19 protein-coding genes are annotated in these 18,217 nt (G+C 38.0%); all 19 read left to right on the top strand.

Annotated features, from left to right (window positions below):
• The first annotated feature begins 19 nt into the window (after positions 1–19).
• The 19 genes from OVA16_RS16770 (at position 20) to OVA16_RS16680 (ending at position 18,195) form a co-directional block, all read left to right on the top strand.
• Positions 20–943, top strand: coding sequence for a glycosyltransferase family 2 protein (locus tag OVA16_RS16770; protein ID WP_267761794.1), 924 nt, complete (start codon positions 20–22; stop codon positions 941–943).
• 6 nt (positions 944–949) lie between these two features.
• Positions 950–2,044, top strand: coding sequence for a non-hydrolyzing UDP-N-acetylglucosamine 2-epimerase (gene wecB, locus OVA16_RS16765; RefSeq protein ID WP_267761792.1), 1,095 nt, complete (start codon positions 950–952; stop codon positions 2,042–2,044).
• Positions 2,044–3,156 (top strand): glycosyltransferase, encoded by a 1,113-nt coding sequence (locus OVA16_RS16760; protein WP_267761790.1) that lies wholly within the window; start codon positions 2,044–2,046, stop codon positions 3,154–3,156. Before wecB ends, OVA16_RS16760 begins: the two co-directional genes overlap by 1 nt.
• A 1-nt stretch (position 3,157) precedes the next feature.
• Positions 3,158–4,405, top strand: a complete 1,248-nt coding sequence (locus OVA16_RS16755) for an EpsG family protein (protein ID WP_267761788.1) — start codon at positions 3,158–3,160, stop codon at positions 4,403–4,405.
• Positions 4,406–4,408: 3 nt separating this feature from the next.
• On the top strand, positions 4,409–5,548 hold the full coding sequence (locus OVA16_RS16750; protein WP_267761786.1) for a hypothetical protein: 1,140 nt from the start codon (positions 4,409–4,411) through the stop codon (positions 5,546–5,548).
• Complete coding sequence (locus OVA16_RS16745; RefSeq protein ID WP_267761783.1) at positions 5,532–6,599, top strand: glycosyltransferase; 1,068 nt, start codon at positions 5,532–5,534, stop codon at positions 6,597–6,599. The genes OVA16_RS16750 and OVA16_RS16745 overlap by 17 nt, the downstream gene beginning before the upstream one ends.
• A complete protein-coding gene (locus tag OVA16_RS16740; protein WP_267761781.1) occupies positions 6,596–7,468 on the top strand; it encodes a glycosyltransferase family 2 protein in 873 nt (290 codons plus the stop codon). Before OVA16_RS16745 ends, OVA16_RS16740 begins: the two co-directional genes overlap by 4 nt.
• Entirely contained in the window at positions 7,461–8,597 is a 1,137-nt protein-coding gene (locus OVA16_RS16735) for a glycosyltransferase family 4 protein (RefSeq protein ID WP_267761778.1), read from the top strand. Before OVA16_RS16740 ends, OVA16_RS16735 begins: the two co-directional genes overlap by 8 nt.
• Positions 8,597–9,706, top strand: coding sequence for a hypothetical protein (locus OVA16_RS16730; RefSeq protein WP_267761776.1), 1,110 nt, complete (start codon positions 8,597–8,599; stop codon positions 9,704–9,706). The genes OVA16_RS16735 and OVA16_RS16730 overlap by 1 nt, the downstream gene beginning before the upstream one ends.
• Positions 9,703–10,014: a hypothetical protein gene (locus OVA16_RS16725; RefSeq protein WP_267761774.1), complete on the top strand. Its 312-nt coding sequence runs from the start codon at positions 9,703–9,705 to the stop codon at positions 10,012–10,014. Before OVA16_RS16730 ends, OVA16_RS16725 begins: the two co-directional genes overlap by 4 nt.
• Positions 10,015–10,076: 62 nt before the next feature.
• Positions 10,077–10,955 carry a hypothetical protein gene (locus tag OVA16_RS16720; RefSeq protein WP_267761771.1) on the top strand — a complete coding sequence of 293 codons (879 nt, stop codon included), beginning with the start codon at positions 10,077–10,079 and terminating at the stop codon, positions 10,953–10,955.
• Positions 10,937–11,542 carry a sugar transferase gene (locus OVA16_RS16715; RefSeq protein ID WP_267761769.1) on the top strand — a complete coding sequence of 202 codons (606 nt, stop codon included), beginning with the start codon at positions 10,937–10,939 and terminating at the stop codon, positions 11,540–11,542. The genes OVA16_RS16720 and OVA16_RS16715 overlap by 19 nt, the downstream gene beginning before the upstream one ends.
• 94 nt (positions 11,543–11,636) lie before the next feature.
• Positions 11,637–12,272, top strand: coding sequence for a NeuD/PglB/VioB family sugar acetyltransferase (locus OVA16_RS16710; RefSeq protein WP_267761765.1), 636 nt, complete (start codon positions 11,637–11,639; stop codon positions 12,270–12,272).
• Positions 12,273–12,455: 183 nt separating this feature from the next.
• Positions 12,456–13,364 (top strand): hypothetical protein, encoded by a 909-nt coding sequence (locus OVA16_RS16705; protein ID WP_267761761.1) that lies wholly within the window; start codon positions 12,456–12,458, stop codon positions 13,362–13,364.
• Positions 13,319–13,549: a hypothetical protein gene (locus OVA16_RS16700; RefSeq protein ID WP_267761758.1), complete on the top strand. Its 231-nt coding sequence runs from the start codon at positions 13,319–13,321 to the stop codon at positions 13,547–13,549. The genes OVA16_RS16705 and OVA16_RS16700 overlap by 46 nt, the downstream gene beginning before the upstream one ends.
• Entirely contained in the window at positions 13,539–14,555 is a 1,017-nt protein-coding gene (locus tag OVA16_RS16695) for an LruC domain-containing protein (protein WP_267761756.1), read from the top strand. Before OVA16_RS16700 ends, OVA16_RS16695 begins: the two co-directional genes overlap by 11 nt.
• Positions 14,556–14,630: 75 nt before the next feature.
• Complete coding sequence (locus tag OVA16_RS16690; RefSeq protein WP_267761753.1) at positions 14,631–15,488, top strand: hypothetical protein; 858 nt, start codon at positions 14,631–14,633, stop codon at positions 15,486–15,488.
• 8 nt (positions 15,489–15,496) lie between these two features.
• A complete protein-coding gene (locus OVA16_RS16685; RefSeq protein ID WP_267761751.1) occupies positions 15,497–16,267 on the top strand; it encodes a hypothetical protein in 771 nt (256 codons plus the stop codon).
• A gap of 2 nt (positions 16,268–16,269) precedes the next feature.
• Complete coding sequence (locus OVA16_RS16680; RefSeq protein ID WP_267761748.1) at positions 16,270–18,195, top strand: OmpA family protein; 1,926 nt, start codon at positions 16,270–16,272, stop codon at positions 18,193–18,195.
• Positions 18,196–18,217 lie beyond the last annotated feature (22 nt).

Genomic DNA, 18,217 nt, shown 5'->3' with positions numbered 1-18,217 from the left:
AATTTAACAAGATTACAGCGTGAAAACAAATCCAACACCTTTAGTATCCGTAGTCGTAATAACTTATTACTCGGCAGCGTATGTGCTAGAAACGCTGGATAGTATTTATGCCCAAACTTATCCGCATATAGAGCTAATTATTTCTGACGATGCTTCGCAAGACCAAACCACTTCTTTATGTCAAAAATGGATTGACGAGCACCAAAGTAGGTTTATAAATGTAAGGCTGGTAACTACGCAGAAAAATACAGGTACTGCAGGTAATTGTAACAGAGGCATAGCTCAATCAACAGGAGAGTGGATTAAAATTATAGCTGGCGACGATTGCTTAGAACCAAACGTGATCGAAACCTATATCGCTTTCATCAATGAAAATCCAAACGTAAAATGTGTTTACGCTAATGTAAATATTTACGATAATATTTTCGAAGAACGTTACCTGTTGCCTCAAAAGCAATTGAACAATTTACGTATCAACCAAACAGATTGTAGCGCTAACGAACAGTTCGAGTTATTATTAAGATCTAACCCGGTGTGGGCATCAACCATCATGACAAGAAAAGATGTGTTGCTGCAAATAGGTCTTTTTAACGAGAAATATGCCATTTTCGAAGACAGACCGATGTTGCTAGAACTTACCAGAAATGGACATCAAATCCACTATTTAGACATAGTGGGTGCCAAGTACCGTAGGCATACAGAGTCTGTACAAACCGTTAAAAAATCTGTTTTTATCAGTAGATTAAAACAAAACCAAGAAGATTTCTTTAGGTTCGAATACCTACAATATTACTTGCCTAGCGAACAGTGGGCAATTAAGTACCGATATCAGAAAAATGCCTTAATCAAAAAGGCTTTTAATAACAAGAGCAATTTATTTATCCGCGGAATGTCTCATCTGTTAGACCTCATTCCTAAAATTTATTTGAGATTTAAACAATAAGTATCAATGAAAATTACCCTCATTGCCGGTGCACGGCCCAATTTCATGAAAATAGCACCCATTATTCATGCCATTCAAAAAGCGGCAAATAATGGTGCAAATATTAGCTACCGATTGGTGCACACAGGGCAGCATTACGATGAAAAAATGAGCGATACGTTTTTTCAGGAATTGGCTATACCAGCACCTGATGCTCATTTGGGGGGCGGTGGCGGTACCCAAGCAGAGCAAACGGCAGCAATTATGGTTGCTTTCGAAAAAGAACTGATGGCAAACCCTACAGACCTTGTTTTGGTAGTAGGCGATGTTACTTCTACCATGGCCTGTGCCATAGTAGCCAAAAAACTGAATACAAAGGTGGCCCACGTAGAAGCTGGTATCCGTTCTTTTGATTTAACCATGCCCGAAGAAATTAACCGGATGGTAACCGATAGCATTACCGATTATTTCTTTACTACTTCGGTTTGGGCTGGCAATAACTTAAAAAATAGTGGCATAGCCGATGATAAAATATTTTTCGTAGGTAATGTAATGATTGATACGCTGCTGAAGAATGAGAGCCGATTTTTAAAACCATCCCTTTGGGAAGAATTGGCATTAAGCAAAGGCGACTATTTTGTAATGACCTTACACCGCCCAGCCAATGTAGACGAAGAACAGAAGTTTAAAGCACTACTTCATGCAATTATTACAGGCTCAAATGGTAAGTCTTTGGTATTCCCGGTACATCCGCGTACTAAAAATATTATCGAAAATGTTGGAATAAACCTGGATGAAATTCCAAACCTGCATTTAACCACGCCAATGGGCTATTTAGAATTTAATTATCTAGTAAAAAATGCTATGGCTGTAATTACAGATTCGGGAGGTATTACCGAAGAAACTACCGTTATGGGCGTGCCATGTATGACTTTAAGAGATAATACAGAAAGACCAGAAACTTGCGAAGTGGGAACAAATGAACTGGTGGGTACCAATCCAGATAAAGTTGCACCTGCCATGAAAAAACTGTTTGATGGCCAGTGGAAAGTTGGCGCCATACCCGAAAAGTGGGATGGAAAAGCTGCCGAACGCATTGTGGAAGAACTATTGAAATTGTAATGGAATCGAAAAAGATACTCATCGTTAGCAGAACCTTCTATCCTGAAAACAAGCCAAGAGCTTTTAGAACCACAGAATTGGCTAAAGAATTGGCAATAAATGGACATCAGGTTACGGTTATTACGCCAAGAAATAATGAAGTACACAACCAGTTCGAAAAAGAACACGGCATTGTGATTAAAGATTTGGGTAAACCTACTTGGCAACAAATAAAGGTTACTGGTGGCGGCATTAAAAGGCTTGTTAAAAGGATACAAGCAAGGTTGTTTAACCTATTGTTTATGTATCCCGATATACAAACCATGTTTTTGGTAAAAAATGCGCTCAAGAAAGAAAAATCAAAGTATGATTTACTGATTTCTATTGCCGCCCCACATCCCGTACATTGGGGTACCGCTTGGGCTAACAAAACCAGTAATCCTATAGCCAAAAAATGGATAGCAGATTGCGGAGATCCATTTATGGGTGGCGAAAATGACACTTTCAAAAGGATTTTCTATTTCAAGTATTTTGAGCAATGGTTTTGCCGCAAAGCTGATTTTATTACCGTGCCTATTGAAGATTCTATAACGGCTTACTATCCTCCATACAGAAGCAAAATAAGGGTAATTCCGCAGGGTTTTAGGTTCGAGGATGTGAAGTTGAGAGAAGATATTATTGCCAATAAAATACCAACCTTTGCTTATGCTGGTACTTTAATCCCCAAAATTCGCGATCCAAAAGAGTTTTTCGAATTTATCTGCGAATTGGATATCGATTATCGCTTTATTGTTTACACCAATAATCCAGATCATGTAAGTAAATATCAGCAACGCTCAAATGGGAAAATAGAAGTGCGTTCTTTTTTACCAAGGTTAGCTCTTTTGGCAGAGCTACAGCAAATGGATTTTGTAGTCAATTTCGAAAACATTGGGCCAAAACAATCTCCAAGTAAATTAATTGACTATGCCATTATCAAAAAGCCTATTCTTTCGGTAAAAACTTTTGGTTTCGAGAGCCAGCCGCTGCTAGATTTTTTAAAAGGTAATTACCAAAGCCAATTGCAAATTCCAGATCCAGAGCAATATAAAATTCAGAATGTATGCAACAAGTTTATAGCGCTAGCTAATTAAAATGTACAAGCAGTTTAGAGAACATATCTTTATTTGGGCAGTATTTATATTATCGCCAATAGCCTCGTTGTTAATTTCTTTAAGAAATTACAGGGCTTCGTGGGTGAAAAATATTTTATGGGCCTTTATTGTTTTTTACGGCGTCAACTTTTTCATCTACGATGATATGATGGATGCCAATAGGTATGCCGATAAGCTAAAAACCTTGCATCATACAGAAATTACTACCGATAATTTTTTAGATCTGTTCTTTTCTGACGAAGAGAGTAGTTATTTAGATTTTGCCGCTCCGGTAGTTACGTTTATTATTGCAAGGTTTACCGAAAATTACGCAGTTTTATTTGGCGTTTATGCTTTTATTTTTGGTTTTTTCTATTCCAGAAATCTCTGGTTTTTATTAGAAGGATTAAAAGATGGCTTAAAACCTGCCACGTTTATTCTGTTCATCCTCATTGGTTTGCTGGTGCCTTTTTGGGCAGTTAACGGGTTTAGGTTTTGGACCGCCACACAGGTTTTTCTATATGGTATGTTACCTTACGTTTTTGTGGCCAAAGAGAAAAAATACTTGCTTATCGCAGCGCTATCTATCTTTTTTCATTTCTCTTACATTGTACCCATGCTAATTATAGGTTTTTCTTATGCTTATACCAAAAACCTTACTGTACTGTTTTATGCTTTCTTATGTTCGTTTCTATTCAGTTTTGTAAAATTGCAAAGCCTACAAGATTTTTTAATTGGTAATGCGCCAGATTTTCTGCACAAAAAACTTTCTACCTACGTTAATCAAGATTATGCAGATAATTTAAAAGAGGCAGAATCTGCAACCAAATGGTTTGTGATTTTAAAAGCCCAGATTATTGCTTGGTTTAGCCTATTTATTATTTGTTTCTCTTTCATTTTACATCGAAACTTCATTACCTCAAAGCCAATTCTGTTTAACAGTTTTTGCATGATATTGTACTTTCTTATAGGTTTCAATATCCTCTCTGCCATTCCATCATTTGGTAGGTTTTTACTGCCTAGCTACTACTTAACTTTTTGCTTTGCTTTTATACTGATACAGAATTACTCGGCTCATTTTATATGGTTAAGGCGCTCGGTATATGTAGCACTTCCGCTACTAGCCATATATATCGTTTTTACGTTACGTATTGGTTTGCAAACCATAAATGTATTGGTGGTAACTAGTAATCCGGTGTTGTGTATAGGTGAGCAAGGACAATCTATGTTAGACTGGTTTAAGAAATAAAAGATGCTAAAGAAACTAAAAAAAGAGCTTTCGTTAAACATACAGGCTGCTTTAGGTCAAAAAGTTAATCAAAAAATTGTGGTTTTCGAGTCTGATGATTGGGGAGGCATACGTATGCCATCACAAGAAGTTTATCAAGCACTCTCTAAAAAAATTCCGTTAATGCAAACCGATAGGTTTAGCAAATTTGATGCACTTGCATCGGCAGATGATTTAACAGCACTATTTGAAGTTTTACTGAAACATAAAGATCGTAATGGCAAACATCCTGCTTTTACTTTTAATGTAACTACGGGCAATCCAGATTTTAAGCAAATTTTATATCATAATTTCGAGCGTTTTGTGGTAGAGCCCTTTTACCAAACCATTGGCAGCGCACAACCCGCTGCTTTGCCTTTATGGCATCAAGGCTTGGCTCAGGGTTTGTACCAGCCGCAATATCACGGCCGCGAGCACGTAAACCAAAAACGTTGGTTAGCTAGTTTAGCTAAGGGCGATGTTTGCGTTCGTGAAGCTTTTAACCACGGCACTTACGGTTTCGAAACCACGTTTGATGGTGCCGAATATTTGCTTGCCGCTTATGATTATACTGCGCCCGAAGATGAACACTACTGGAAACGTAGTATAGACCAAGGGATCAATATTTTTAAGGATTTCTTTGGCTTTGCGCCAGAAACTTTTATCCCGCCCTGCTACATCGCTCCGCAAACTTTAATAGATTATTTAAACCACAAAGGAGTATATGGTTTGCAAGGTAAACTTTATTCTTTTTTCCCTAATGGAATTGAAAATGGTAAAAGAAAATATGTGAAGAAGTTGCGTACTGCAGGATCAGACAGCAAAACTGGTAAAGTAAACTTAGTAAGAAACTGCTTTTTCGAACCTTCTAATGGTAAAGGAAATTGGTGGGTTGCCGATTGCTTAAAGCGCATGGAAACCGCCTTTAAATGGGGCAAGCCAGCCGTAATAGACACCCATAGGGTAAATTATATAGGCAATGTGGTAGAAAGCAATAGAACAGAAAGCCTACAACTGCTAAATACTTTACTTACACAAATACTCAAAAAATGGCCTGATGTGGTATTTATGACCTCAGACCAATTGGCAAGACTTTACAAATTTAGTGATGAACAGCGAGCGTAAAATTGTTTTTGTACTGAACACCATTGGTGCCGGTGGTATTGCACGTGTGGTAACCACCTTTGCCAACCAAATAGCGGCACTGGGTAAATACGAAGTTTTTTTAGTGGTAATGCACAAAAAGCAATCTTTATACGAACTGCATCCCAAAATACAAGTAATACAAAACCAAGCCCAACGCAAGCCCGGAGGCAAGCTAGGCTATATTTTAAATGCGGCAATTTTCATTAGAAAAACCATTAAACAGATAGGAAAGTGTACCGTAATAGTAAATGGCGAGTGGCTCAATTCTTTTGTTTACCTATGCTTAAAAGGTTTGGTAAATGATGTTTACTTAGCAGATCATTCTAATCCGCAGCGCTCTAGGCAATCGCCTTTTCCGCGAATTGATAACTGGGTTTACCCACGTGTAAAGGGCGTATTGGTTTTATCAGAAGCTGCAAAACAAAAGGTAGCACAACAGTATGGTCAAAAAAACATATTGGTATTAGATAATCCGGTATTGTTTCCAGAAAAATTAGAGTTGCCTCGCAAGCAAGCTATTGTTTGTATGGGCAGGCTATCTCCAGAAAAAGGGCAAGATGTGTTGTTGAAAGCCTTTGCCAAAACTAACAATAATTGGGAGCTGTGGTTCTTGGGCGATGGACCAATTAAAGGCGAACTAGAGACGTTAGCAGTAGCCGAAGGCGTAGCAGATCGTGTTGTTTTTCTTGGAATGCAGCAAAATACAGCACTTTACCTCAATCAGGCTAGTATTTATGTGATGCCATCGTTAACAGAAAATTTCCCTATGGCTTTAATAGAAGCCATGTCGCTCGGTTTGCCATGTATTGCCACCAACTGTATGCCTTGGCGTAACAATGATGATTTTATAAAAGATGGAATAAACGGAATTAAAGTGCCAGTTGGCAACCTTGAAATACTAGCAACAGCTATAGATACTTTGGTTTACGACCAAGAGTTACGCAACAAGCTTGGCAAAAATGCAGCAGACATTAAACAACAGTTTGATATAGACCAAACCGTTAAAAAATTTATAGCATACGTAATATGAGCACATCCCAACCCTTAATTAGTATCATGATGCCGGTTTACAACGGCATAAATACCTTAGCCCTAGCCACCAACTCGTTAGTTAATCAAACTTACCCTAATTGGAAATGTGTAATTGTAAACGATGGCTCTAGTGATGGCACAAGAGCATTTTTGGATAGCCTAAGCGATCCTCGCTTTGTGATCATCCATTTTGAGAAAAATCTAGGTAGGCCTATAGCCAGGCAAGCCGCACTAGATGCCGCAGAAGGAGCGTACCTTGCTTTTTTAGATGCCGATGATTTTTATCATCCCCAAAAACTTGCCGAGCAGGTTCAAATTTTAGAACAAAACAAAGATGTAGACTTGGTAAGTTGCGGAAATGCTTGTTATAACGCAGCTTTTAATTTAGAAACTGTAAGAGGCTGTGGCAATGGCATTGCCAAGGTGTATGAGTATGGTTACAGGTTAAATTGTGCGCTCAGAACATCGTTGGTTAGGCTAGATTTAGCCAGAAAAGTGCCATTTAACACCAAACTGAAACATGCACAGGATACCGATTTTATGCAACGTTACCTCGTGGGCAGAAAATACATTAGTATGCCTGCTGTACGCTACTATTATTCCGAATTTGTATCCGTAACCGGAAAAAAGATATTAAAAACCTATTACTATTCGCTCATTCATCATACCAGTTTATTAAAGTATGCTTTTTGGCCCAACTTTAAAGCCATGTTGGTTACCGTAGGCAAAGCAAGTTTTACAGCGGTAGTGCTACCATTTACCAATGTAAATTACTTCCTTAAAAAGCGAGGCCGTATACCTACAACACAAGAAACAGAAGATTTTAACCAAGTAACTAAGCAATTAAATATCCATGGAAATGCCTAAACGTATATTGGTGGTGGCTACCTCAGATATTCATTTGCAGGTATTTCATCTTCCTTATTTTGAGATGCTGAAATCACAAGGACATCATTTAGATGCTGCGGTAGAGGTAAGGGGAAATGGCCAAGTTGCCGGAATAGAAAAACTTTACAACCTACCGTTTAAGCGCACCTTGTTTACCACAAAACTGCTAGTTGCGTACAAGCAGCTTAAACAAATTATTAACGAAGGAAATTACGATATTATCCACTGCCACACGCCCATACCTGCGGCACTAACTCGTTTGGCTGCTAAGCAGGCCCGTGCAAAAGGAACTGTAGTAATGTACACTGCGCATGGTTTTCATTTTTATAAAGGCGCACCTGTAAGTTATTGGCTTACTTATTATTTAGCAGAAAAATACCTGTCTCGTTTTACCGATGCCATTGTAACCATCAACCAAGAAGATTATCAACTGGCCAAAACTAAATTTAAAGCAAACCACACCTTTTATATTCCGGGTATAGGGGTAGATACCAATCGATTTAAGCCAGTAGATAATGCCGATAAACAGCTGTTAAGGCAACAACTGGGTCTTCCAGAAGATGCATTTACCTTGTTTTATGCGGCAAACTTTATCCATCGTAAAAACCACAGATTTGTTATAGAAAGTTTGGTGGCACTAAAAGAGCGCATTCCAAACCTAAAACTATTACTCGCAGGGTCAGGCAAGCTTTTAATAGAGATGCAAGAATTGGCTACAGTGCTGTGTTTGCAAGATACGGTGCATTTTTTAGGTTTCCGCAGTGATATCAACGAACTGCTCGCTATAGCCGATGTGAGTATTTCTGCCAGTAGGCAAGAAGGCCTTGGTTTGGCCTTGGCCGAAGCTATGATTAATGGCGTGCCTGTAGTAGCTACGGTAGATAGAGGTCATAAAGAACTTATTGTACATGGCGAAAATGGCTTTTTGTATGGGCAAGGCAACCAGCAAGAATTTATCGCCGCTATAATGAAATTGTACCAAAGCGATGAGCTTTCCAAAACTTTTGCCAATCGTGCTTTAGTACATATCCAAAAGTTTTTCATCGAAAATTCACTTCGAGAAATGAATAAAATCTACAGTAAATTTTTAAACAGCAACGTGGCCTAATGATAAAGACAATTAAACGTTCCCTAATCTCTACTTTTAGAAACTTGCCTGGAAAAAGCGTGGGCAAAAAAATCGTAGTCATTGAGTGCGACGATTGGGGCAGTAGAGGAGTACCATCAATAGAGGCTTATCAAAAGCTAAAAGCTGCGGGTTTGCCTATGGATAGCAGTAGATATGCTCGTTTTGATACCTTGGCATCTGCACAAGATTTGGAAGCCCTGTTTGAGGTACTAAGTAAACACAAAGATGTGAATGGCAACCCGGCAGTGGTAAGCCCATTTTTTAATACTGCCAATCCAGATTTTGAAGTAATTAAAACAAACGGATTTACAAAGTATGTAGCCGAGCCAGTAATGGATACCATTAAAAAGTATGCGCAGGGCGATGTTTTAACTCAATGGAAACAGGGAAGCGAAGCTAAAATTTGGTCGCCAGAATATCATGGCAGAGAACATTTGGCTACGGCAATGTGGTTAAAGGCACTGCAAAGTGGCGATGAAAAAGTTCGTACGGCTTTCGATTACCATTTTGCCTCTTATTCTCCGCCAGGTACACCAAAAGCAGCACTTAATTTCCGTCCAAATTTTTACGTAACAAGTGGCAACGATATTCCTTCGCTAAAAGCCGATATGGAGAACGGTATTGAGCTTTTTTATGAGGCGTTTGGTTTTTATCCAACGGTTTTTAATGCACCAAATGGAGTTTTTATAGACGGATTTGACCAATATCTGCTCGAGAAAGGAATACAGTTTAATGCAGTACCAAGGCAACGTTTAGATAGGGCAGCAGATGGCCAGTATCGCTACCGTACCTTTCGTACCGGAGAAAAATCTGCCAATGGTATGACCTGTTATGTACGCAACTGCAACTTTGAACCTACCGAGCGTTCGTACGCGGGCATAAACCATATACTAAGCCAAATACAGGGCGCATTTATATGTGGTAAAGCGGCCATAATTGGTACGCACAGAGTGAATTTTGTAGGTGGTATGGACGAGAAAAATAGAAGCCAAGGTTTAAAGGAGCTAAACCAACTATTGCTCCAGATTTTAAAGCGTTGGCCCGATACTTTATTTATGAGTTCTAAAGATTTTACCAAATTATTATGATAAAGAAATTAATAGCCAAAAGTGTTTTTTCTCTTTATGATAAACTTGGCGGCGGAAAAATACAGGCCAATTACGTGGTAATTAAAGCCAAACACGAGGCGAATAAAAAAATAGATGCAGATAACATCAATAAATATTTGCTGGAAAACGGGTTTAAGGGTAAGTTGGAAGATCAGCCCTTAATGAGCAAGGCCGATATTTCTAAAAGAATGGCTACTGCAAATATGGATAAGCTGCATTCTTTTGCCTATACTGGAGGTTCTTACGGCGAGCCTTTTAAAATTCCCTACTCAAAAAAAGAGCAATAGTTAGAACTGCATCTTTCAAATATTTTAACGAAGCTGCTGGCTATCAACTTGGCGATCCGTTTATGTTAATTGCTGCCAAGCAAAAACCTAAGTGGTGGCAGTTTTTACGAAACGAATATCGCTTTGTGCCCACCAATTTAACGCAAAGTAATATCGAGAAAGCAGTAAATCTTTTGGTTAAAAAGAAAATTCAAGTACTTATAGGTTTTCCGTCGGTAGTTTTTGAGCTGGCTAGTTATATCAAAAACCACAAGGTAAAACACCAAATAAAAACGGTGGTATTTACTTCAGAGCCTATAGAAGAAATAAAGAAAAACTATATTAAAAATGCTTTAAATGCCAATGTAATAGATAGGTATAGTAACGAAGAAGTAGGGTTAATTGCACAACAGAAAGCGTTTGGTGGTGTATATTTTACCAATAGGCATAACGTAGTGGTAGAAATTCTTGACGATAACCTACAACCCGTGCAACAAGGCCAAGTGGGCAAAGTGGTAGTTACAGATTTAGCTGCAGATATAGTACCCATAGTGAGATATGATACTGGAGATTTGGCCATTGCTCATGAGTATAAAGATGGCCAACTTATTGCCATAAGCAGTATTTCTGGCAGGGTAACCGAACAATTGTTTACCGCAGAAGGGTCGCCAATTGCACCGTTGGCGTTGGGGCCGCTTATTCACATGCCATTAAGCAAGGCAGGGTATTATCCCCAGTTTCAGTTTGCTCAAATAGCTCCAGCTAAATATCAGTTAAGAATTAGAAAAGGTACAACATTACCAAAGAACGTGCTGGTAGAAATTGAGTTGAACCTAAAAACGGCTCTAGGTAACCAGGCAAATATTGAGGTAATGTTTGTAGATGATATTAAGCCACAACCATCGGGAAAGCGTCCAATTTATAAAAACGAAATGCAAAACAGATGTACAGATACGCTTTAAAACGCCTACTAGATTTTATTGTTGCCCTGTTGGCCTTAGTTGTATTTTCTCCGCTCATTGTCATCACTTATGTGTTGCTAAAATTTGCCAATGGTGGTAAGGCATTTTTTTTCCAAGAAAGACCTGGCTATAAAGAAAAGGCTTTCTACATCATCAAGTTTAAAACCATGAGAGATGATAGAGATGCGCAGGGCAACCTTCTGCCAGATGTTGAGCGTACCACTAAAATAGGAAAGCGCATTAGGTCTTTGTCTATAGATGAACTGCCACAACTTATCAACGTACTTAAAGGCGACATGAGTTTGGTTGGGCCTCGGCCTTTGCTGTTCAAATACATTCCTCTTTACTCGGCAGAACAACGAAAACGGCACTTGGTAAAACCTGGAATTACGGGTTTGGCACAAGTGAGCGGACGTAACTCCATTTCTTGGACTAAAAAATTTGAACTGGATACGCTTTATGCCGATCAGTTGAGTTTTGCACTAGATATTAAAATATTGTGGCTCACTGCAATTAAGGTAGTTAAAAGAGAAGGCATTAACCAAACTGCCGAAAGGCCAATGCAACCATTTAATGGTTCAAATTAATAGAAATGAACAAGCTAACTTCTTCAAAATATAAAGGGAAGTAGTTGATGCAATTGTAGTAGATAACTGTAACTCAAAAAAATAAGTAAAACGGATGAGAAAATTAGTAATTATAGGCGCTGGAAGCGTAGGAGGGCACATTGCTAGTAATTTAGAACTTTACGGAATAGAGGGGCAATTACTCGGTTTTTTAGATGATGATGTAAACAAACAAGGCAAAAATTTTTGTGGTTATCCGGTTATAGCAGATGTTTCCTGGATTTTTGATAAGAGCGATTTAGATGTGATTATTGGAATTGCATTTCCGAAAGTTAAAGAAAAAATCATCAAAAAATTAGCTGTTAACGGAAGTTTAAAATACCCTAGTTTGGTGGCAGAAAACGCCTGGCTTTCTAGGGCTACCATGCTTGGCAAAGGTTCTATTATTTACCCAGGTACCTGTATCAATTATGGCTCTGTTATAGGCGATTTTGTAGTAATGAACATGAACTGCTCCATAGGTCATGATTGTAATGTATCTTCTTTTAGTTCTTTTGCGCCAGGTGTAAATTTGGGTGGCCATACGCAGGTTGGTTTGGCCGTTGAGCTAGGTATTGGCGCTGCTACACTACAAGGAATTAGTATAGGTAACTACAGTATTGTTGGGGGGCAATCTATCGTGAATAAAGCACTTCCTGAAAATGTGGTTGCTATGGGTATACCGGCCAGAATTAAATCTCAGATTGGTTAATAATTTAGTGTTGTTCATTAGCGCTTTTTTGTTGCTTGTAAAATACACTTTATTTACATAAAAAGTCATAATAATACCATTCCTATCCCTATACAGAATACTTGCCTTAGTTTTATTCAATAACAAATTATTCAAACACAATTATTGTCCTCATTTAAAATCGTTAACGCTGTTAAAAAGAAAATGAAACTTAGAATACTTTCACCAGTTTTAATCTCCGCTGTACTCTTATCAGTAGGATGTAAAAAGCAAGATCACGAAGACGTAGAAACTAACAACGAAGTAAATTTCAGAGAAATGAAAGTTGCTGAGGGATTTGACTACTCAACTACATCACTACAAAATCTTAATGTTCATGTAGAACTGTTGGGTAAAATACCTTATCAAGGTGCCGAGTTTGATGTTTATTTAGACAATCCTGATAGCTACCTAGACCAGCCGTCAGAATTGAGTAAGTTGCGTAACATCAGATCTATTCGTTTAAACGAAAAAGGAGAGTATAGCACCGAACTTAGAATTCCTGGAGATATCAATAAGATTTATCTATTGTCAAAATCAATAGGTATACCAGAATATTTCGAGTTGGTTAAATCGGCTCAAGGTTTCGATTTGGTATATAGTCCATCTCAAAGTGCTAAAACAACAGCATCTACAGGCTTTAAGTTTGGTACAAACGCTGTTCAGGCTAGTTTAACAGGTTCGCAAACTTTGGCAACTAGGTCATGGAGCAATGTGGGTTATCCAGACTATTTAACAAACCCTGTGTATGTAAACCCAAGTTTCTTACAACGTTTTAAGGCTGCTCTTCCAAAAGGTGTGCCAGTGCAAGAATCATCTGGTTATTTGAACTCTGCTATTCCTAGAGATATTGTGTTAGATTTAAAAGCAGGGCAAACGGCTAACGTAAGTATTACATTTATGTTTGCCAATTCATCTAATAAAAATACATTGGGTTATTACTGGTATCCAAGTAATAACAAGCCTGCTACGCCTTCGGCTATACCAGCAGGTAACAGAGGTTATATTTTTCCGAGTAAGCTTCTAGAATGGCTACTACCAATTACAGTGGTTTGGTGGCTGGTAATACAGTAGAGTTGGTTGGTCCTAATGCCGATGGTTCTTTCCCTCCAAATACCTCTATAGGTTTTTACTTAATAGCCAATAGTTTTACCCCAACAGCAGTAGGTACACCTGGTACAATTAATACCACTAGAACTACTTACTATGGAAATTATAACCTAAATACGGCAGGTTCTACTAGGTTACATGGCGGGTAAAAAAGAACGTATGGTAACGCTTTATGACGAAGCTACCAATAAAATTGTTTGGTCTATCGAAGATGGTACCGATGGCGATTATTCTGATATCGCATTTTTCGCATCATGGAATCCTAACGAGGCTGTACCTACAGACGAATACCCTAAATTGCCTACCGTACCTAGAACCGATAGCGATTATGTTTTCTATCCGGCAAAAAACTTAAAAGGTACTTTGTTATTTGAAGATTGTTGGCCTCGTCTTGCAGATTTTGATATGAACGATATGGTGGTAAACCATCATTACGCAGGTTTAATTGACCAAGTAGAGGCAAATAAAATTAGTGAGGTTAACTTTACTTTTGATTTAGTTTCTATTTCTGCACAACAAAACAACGGTTTTGCGGTAATGGTGCCTAATGCCACTCCGGGGCAGGTTGCTATTGTTACCAACGTAAATTTTGATGGCGAGAATGTTAACTCAAATAAGGCTACTACCTACAGCGTAGAAACTGGCCATACCAACGATGTGGTAATTAAAGTATTTGACGGTGCAACTACTGTATTGGGCGGAAATAACGTAAATAATGTTGGAAACGGAAGCACCACAAGAGCAGCAGAAACCTTCTCGTTTACGGTTAAATTTAACCCTGCAATTCCACTTGCCGATTTTAACAAAATATCTCCATTTTTAATTGCTAGAGGTAATAGAAATGTAGAAATACACTTGTCAAACAGGCGTCCTTCAGTAAGGGCAAATAAAGCTTTGTTTGGTACCGAAGACGATAATTCATCGGTGGCTGCATCGCGTTACTACTTAAGTAATACCAGAAACAGTGCCGGTAACATTACTTGGGCTATTGATGTGCCAGAGAAAATACCTTATCCAAAAAGTGGCCAGTCTATGACAGCAGCTTATCCAAACTTTGTGAATTGGGCAACTTCTGGAGCAACCAGTAATTTGGGTTGGTATACAAACGGAGCAGGTAACCGCCTAACGGATAAATTGGTAAATCCGCCAAACTAAACAAACTATAAATAGAGAGGTTTCGCATGCTGCAAAATGTAGCATGTGAAAGCCTTCTACGTCTAAACCTAACGCATGATATTGAGAGTAAAGAATTTAGTTTATAGTTTAAAATATTTTTTTTCGTCTCTTTTTACCAATCGTTTTCGAATTGAATTAGATACAGATTTGAATAGGAATGATAAGTTTATTGTTTCTATGACCTCAAAGCCAGATCGGATACATAAAGTTTGGCTAGTGGTAGAATCCATACTTAGACAAAAAGAAATGCCCAATGCAGTTATTTTATACTTGGCATTAGATGAGTTTAAGGATGAAAATACATTGCCACAACGATTGCTGAAACTGAAAAAAAGAGGTCTGCAAATAGTTTTTGTAACAGATAATTTAAAGCCACATAACAAATATTTCTACGCCATGTCTTCTTTTCCAGAGGCAAATATTATAACGGTAGATGATGATAAGATTTATCCACCAAATTTAGTAGGCGTTTTGAAACAATATGCTGGCTTATACCCAGATAAAATTTGTTCGGTATTAACCAGGCAAATTAAAACTAAAAATGGCCAAGTAGAATCTTATGTGAATTGGGAAGTAATTAGAAGAAACAGAGAGCCCTCTCATACGCTACTTAATTTGGGTGTAGGCGGGGTAATTTACCCACCGGGAGCTTTGCATAAAGATTTGTTTGATAAAGAGCAGCTTAAAAATAGAACACTATTAACCGATGACATTTGGCTTAAAGTAATGGCAATTAGAAATAATACCAAAATAGTATCGTTAGCTGGCCTGTTCCGCAAACCTTTCGTATCTATAACCGGATTAGGAAAAGAGCAATTGATGTTGAAAAACATATATGGCGGAGGAAATGATTTGGTTTTTAAAGACTTGTTGTCTTGGTATAATATTGATGTAAACAAATTTCAAGATTAAACTTAGCTATGAAATCTATAGAACTTTTAGGGGCATCTGGAGTTGGAAAAACATACTTATACCAAAAGTTATTTGAGGTTTGTAACGAAAGAAAATATTTGAACGTAAAAGAAGCCTGTATTAAGGCCGCCAGTGGTGTGCCAACAAGCTTTGGTTTTAACAAACAATGGGTTTATAAACTGCTGTTAAGCTCAAATATGGTAGCAAAAAAGAAATACGGTCTTTCCAGAAAAATTTTGCTCCATCAGCATTTAGATTGTACCAGCAGTGCAAACTACTTACTTTCTTCGGCTTTGCTTAATGATTTTTTGGCTACAGAGTTAAACATAGAAGTTGTAAAAAAACGAAAAGAGAATTTTAAAAGATGTGTGAATTTGCAGGCTGCATTAAAACCAATACTAACTGATAAGGTATTGTTTGATGAAGGTGCTCTTCATCATCATCATGGTTTAACGCCTAGTATTTTGTCTAGCCATACGCCTAAAGAGATAAAGAAAGATGTGGTTTTAAACCCAAATGCAGTTGTTTTTTTAGAGCTGCCATTTGAAAAACACCTATCTAGAATTATAGAAAGAAAAGAAAAAGGCATTAAAACCTTTAGCCATGCAAAGCTCTCTGGAGTAGCGCTAGAAAAATACGCTAAAAAAAACATTGCAGAGTATCAAGAAAAAATACAAACACTAAAAATGCTAGGGGTGCCAGTATTGCATGTAAATGCAGAGAAAGAAGTAACAGAAAACCTCAAGCATATTAACGCCTTTATTAACAACTTAAATTAACCATGCTTAATATTAATTTTTCAAAAGCTTTAGCCGCCACCTTTCTTGCCTTTTTTAGTGTGTTTAATCTGTATGCACAAGATGCAAGAGTTTCGCAGTATAATGCAATACCCTTGGTTGTAAATCCGGCTCAAACCGGAGACTTTGAAGGTAAATTAAGGGTACTGGGCTTAGGCGCAAGGGTTAATAATGTAACGGCACATAATTACATTTATAACCTATCTGCCGATTTAAACTTAGGAAACAGCGAAAACTGGGCAGTGGGCCTAAATTACATGAGATCTGGAGCGAGTTCGTTTCCTGTTCATGGTAATTATTTTGGCGCTTCTGTGGCAAGAAGGTTTTTTCTTGATAAAGCAGGATTACAGCAGTTGCGTTTAGGTGCACAGGCCAGTTACCTTACAGGCGGTGTAGATATGACTAAATCTGGCTACGATCGTTTGCTCGATGTAAGTGCATTTCGATATTTAAACCGTGCCATAAACTCTGGTAATACCGCTACTACATCTTACCTAAACTACAGCGTAGGTGCTAAATATAAAATTGAGATAGGTAGGTTGAAAATAGAAACTGGTTTTTCTGCCTATAACATCACTAATCCTAACCATAATTTAAACTATCAGGGTGTAAATACACTTTTAAAACGCTACAGAGTGGCTGCGCTAAGTGGGCTACATTACCAGTTTAGCGATAAAGATGCAGTAAGGGTAGAACACTATTCTTGGAAAGAAGGTATTTTCTTAAGGGATTATAAACCACAACGTGATACCGTAGAAATACATGAAACCACCTACAGTTTAACCTGGTTGCACAAGGTAAAAAACAACACACTTTCGTTGGGAGTTTATAGTAGGTCTTGGCAATCGGTATATGGGGTAGCGGCTATTAACCTATCAGATAGGTTGGGTATTAGTGCAAGTTACGAGGTGCCAATGCTAAAGACTTATTATGATGTGGCCCACGTAGAGCTAGGTTTAAGTTTTTATCCATTTAGGAAAAAAACAGCGCTAGATAAAAAAACAGCACAATTTAGAAAGCAGGTTACTGCTATTACACCAATTGGTGTGAGTTTGTGTCCGCCTTGCGATTCTATTAAAGTTAGCAACCAAGCTATTGCCACTGCTAAGCAAAATGTAGATACTGTTAAAACGGAGGTGAAAACGCCAATGCCATTGGTACCATTAAACACCAATAGCGGCAATGCCATTTTGTTTGTAGATACGGTTTATTATCACTTAGATAAGTACAACATTAGGCCAGATGCACAGCTTAAATTAAACCAAATTAGCCGGTTGATGAAACGCTTAGACCTAACCTTAGACGTAAGATCGCATACCGATTTGAGGGCAAGTGTTGCTTACAACAAGAAACTAAGCGAACGCAGAGCGGATGCTGTTAAAACGTACTTATCAGCCTTGGGTGTTAATCCAGCTAAAATAGAGGTGTCTTGGTTCGGTAAAAAAGAGCCTATCAACAACTGTATTTCTTGTATTGATAGTTTGCAGGAGAAAAATCGCCGAAGCGAATTGGTACTTAAAGGTTTTAACGAACAAAATCTACAAAAAATTATAGACGAACGTTTGTTTGGCCCAGAAGTAACCAACAAACAAGAATTAGAACTTAAACTAAAGCAATTACTCAGTTTAGAAGATAAACTAGAAGCCGGTTTAACTACAGCTACCTCAGCTATGGTTGCCGATAATAAATATTACACCATACAGGTTACCAAACTACCAGCACAAAACGAAACTTCTGCTCTTGATCTTAGATGGCTTAACATGTTCAGCGAAAAAAATCAAGAGGGTTACAGGAAATACTTCTACGGGGTTTTCTTAAACAAAGATCAAGCCCTAAAAGCCTTAGAAAAACTACAACAGATTGGATTTAAAGATGCTTCTATTAAAGAAGTGGGATTATTCTTGAATTAAATTTTTAGCCTAAATCAGAATT

This window comes from Pedobacter sp. SL55 (assembly GCF_026625705.1).
In the GTDB taxonomy this organism is placed as follows: Bacteria; Bacteroidota; Bacteroidia; order Sphingobacteriales; family Sphingobacteriaceae; genus Pedobacter.
Note: the sequence above shows the minus strand (reverse complement) of the source record. Positions and strands in the feature narration are given on the sequence as shown.

What these genes read in the sequence shown, in the direction of transcription:
- OVA16_RS16695 (WP_267761756.1), top strand. Translation starts at nt 13,539, where the DNA reads ATGGCGGGTAAAAAAGAACGTATGGTAACGCTTTATGACGAAGCTACC.
- OVA16_RS16740 (WP_267761781.1), top strand. Translation starts at nt 6,596, where the DNA reads ATGAGCACATCCCAACCCTTAATTAGTATCATGATGCCGGTTTACAAC.
- OVA16_RS16720 (WP_267761771.1), top strand. Translation starts at nt 10,077, where the DNA reads ATGTTAATTGCTGCCAAGCAAAAACCTAAGTGGTGGCAGTTTTTACGA.
- OVA16_RS16715 (WP_267761769.1), top strand. Translation starts at nt 10,937, where the DNA reads ATGTACAGATACGCTTTAAAACGCCTACTAGATTTTATTGTTGCCCTG.
- OVA16_RS16735 (WP_267761778.1), top strand. Translation starts at nt 7,461, where the DNA reads ATGCCTAAACGTATATTGGTGGTGGCTACCTCAGATATTCATTTGCAG.
- OVA16_RS16700 (WP_267761758.1), top strand. Translation starts at nt 13,319, where the DNA reads ATGGCTACTACCAATTACAGTGGTTTGGTGGCTGGTAATACAGTAGAG.
- OVA16_RS16725 (WP_267761774.1), top strand. Translation starts at nt 9,703, where the DNA reads ATGATAAAGAAATTAATAGCCAAAAGTGTTTTTTCTCTTTATGATAAA.
- OVA16_RS16690 (WP_267761753.1), top strand. Translation starts at nt 14,631, where the DNA reads ATGATATTGAGAGTAAAGAATTTAGTTTATAGTTTAAAATATTTTTTT.
- OVA16_RS16710 (WP_267761765.1), top strand. Translation starts at nt 11,637, where the DNA reads ATGAGAAAATTAGTAATTATAGGCGCTGGAAGCGTAGGAGGGCACATT.
- OVA16_RS16685 (WP_267761751.1), top strand. Translation starts at nt 15,497, where the DNA reads ATGAAATCTATAGAACTTTTAGGGGCATCTGGAGTTGGAAAAACATAC.
- OVA16_RS16730 (WP_267761776.1), top strand. Translation starts at nt 8,597, where the DNA reads ATGATAAAGACAATTAAACGTTCCCTAATCTCTACTTTTAGAAACTTG.
- OVA16_RS16755 (WP_267761788.1), top strand. Translation starts at nt 3,158, where the DNA reads ATGTACAAGCAGTTTAGAGAACATATCTTTATTTGGGCAGTATTTATA.
- OVA16_RS16705 (WP_267761761.1), top strand. Translation starts at nt 12,456, where the DNA reads ATGAAACTTAGAATACTTTCACCAGTTTTAATCTCCGCTGTACTCTTA.
- OVA16_RS16760 (WP_267761790.1), top strand. Translation starts at nt 2,044, where the DNA reads ATGGAATCGAAAAAGATACTCATCGTTAGCAGAACCTTCTATCCTGAA.
- OVA16_RS16750 (WP_267761786.1), top strand. Translation starts at nt 4,409, where the DNA reads ATGCTAAAGAAACTAAAAAAAGAGCTTTCGTTAAACATACAGGCTGCT.
- wecB (WP_267761792.1), top strand. Translation starts at nt 950, where the DNA reads ATGAAAATTACCCTCATTGCCGGTGCACGGCCCAATTTCATGAAAATA.
- OVA16_RS16680 (WP_267761748.1), top strand. Translation starts at nt 16,270, where the DNA reads ATGCTTAATATTAATTTTTCAAAAGCTTTAGCCGCCACCTTTCTTGCC.
- OVA16_RS16745 (WP_267761783.1), top strand. Translation starts at nt 5,532, where the DNA reads ATGAACAGCGAGCGTAAAATTGTTTTTGTACTGAACACCATTGGTGCC.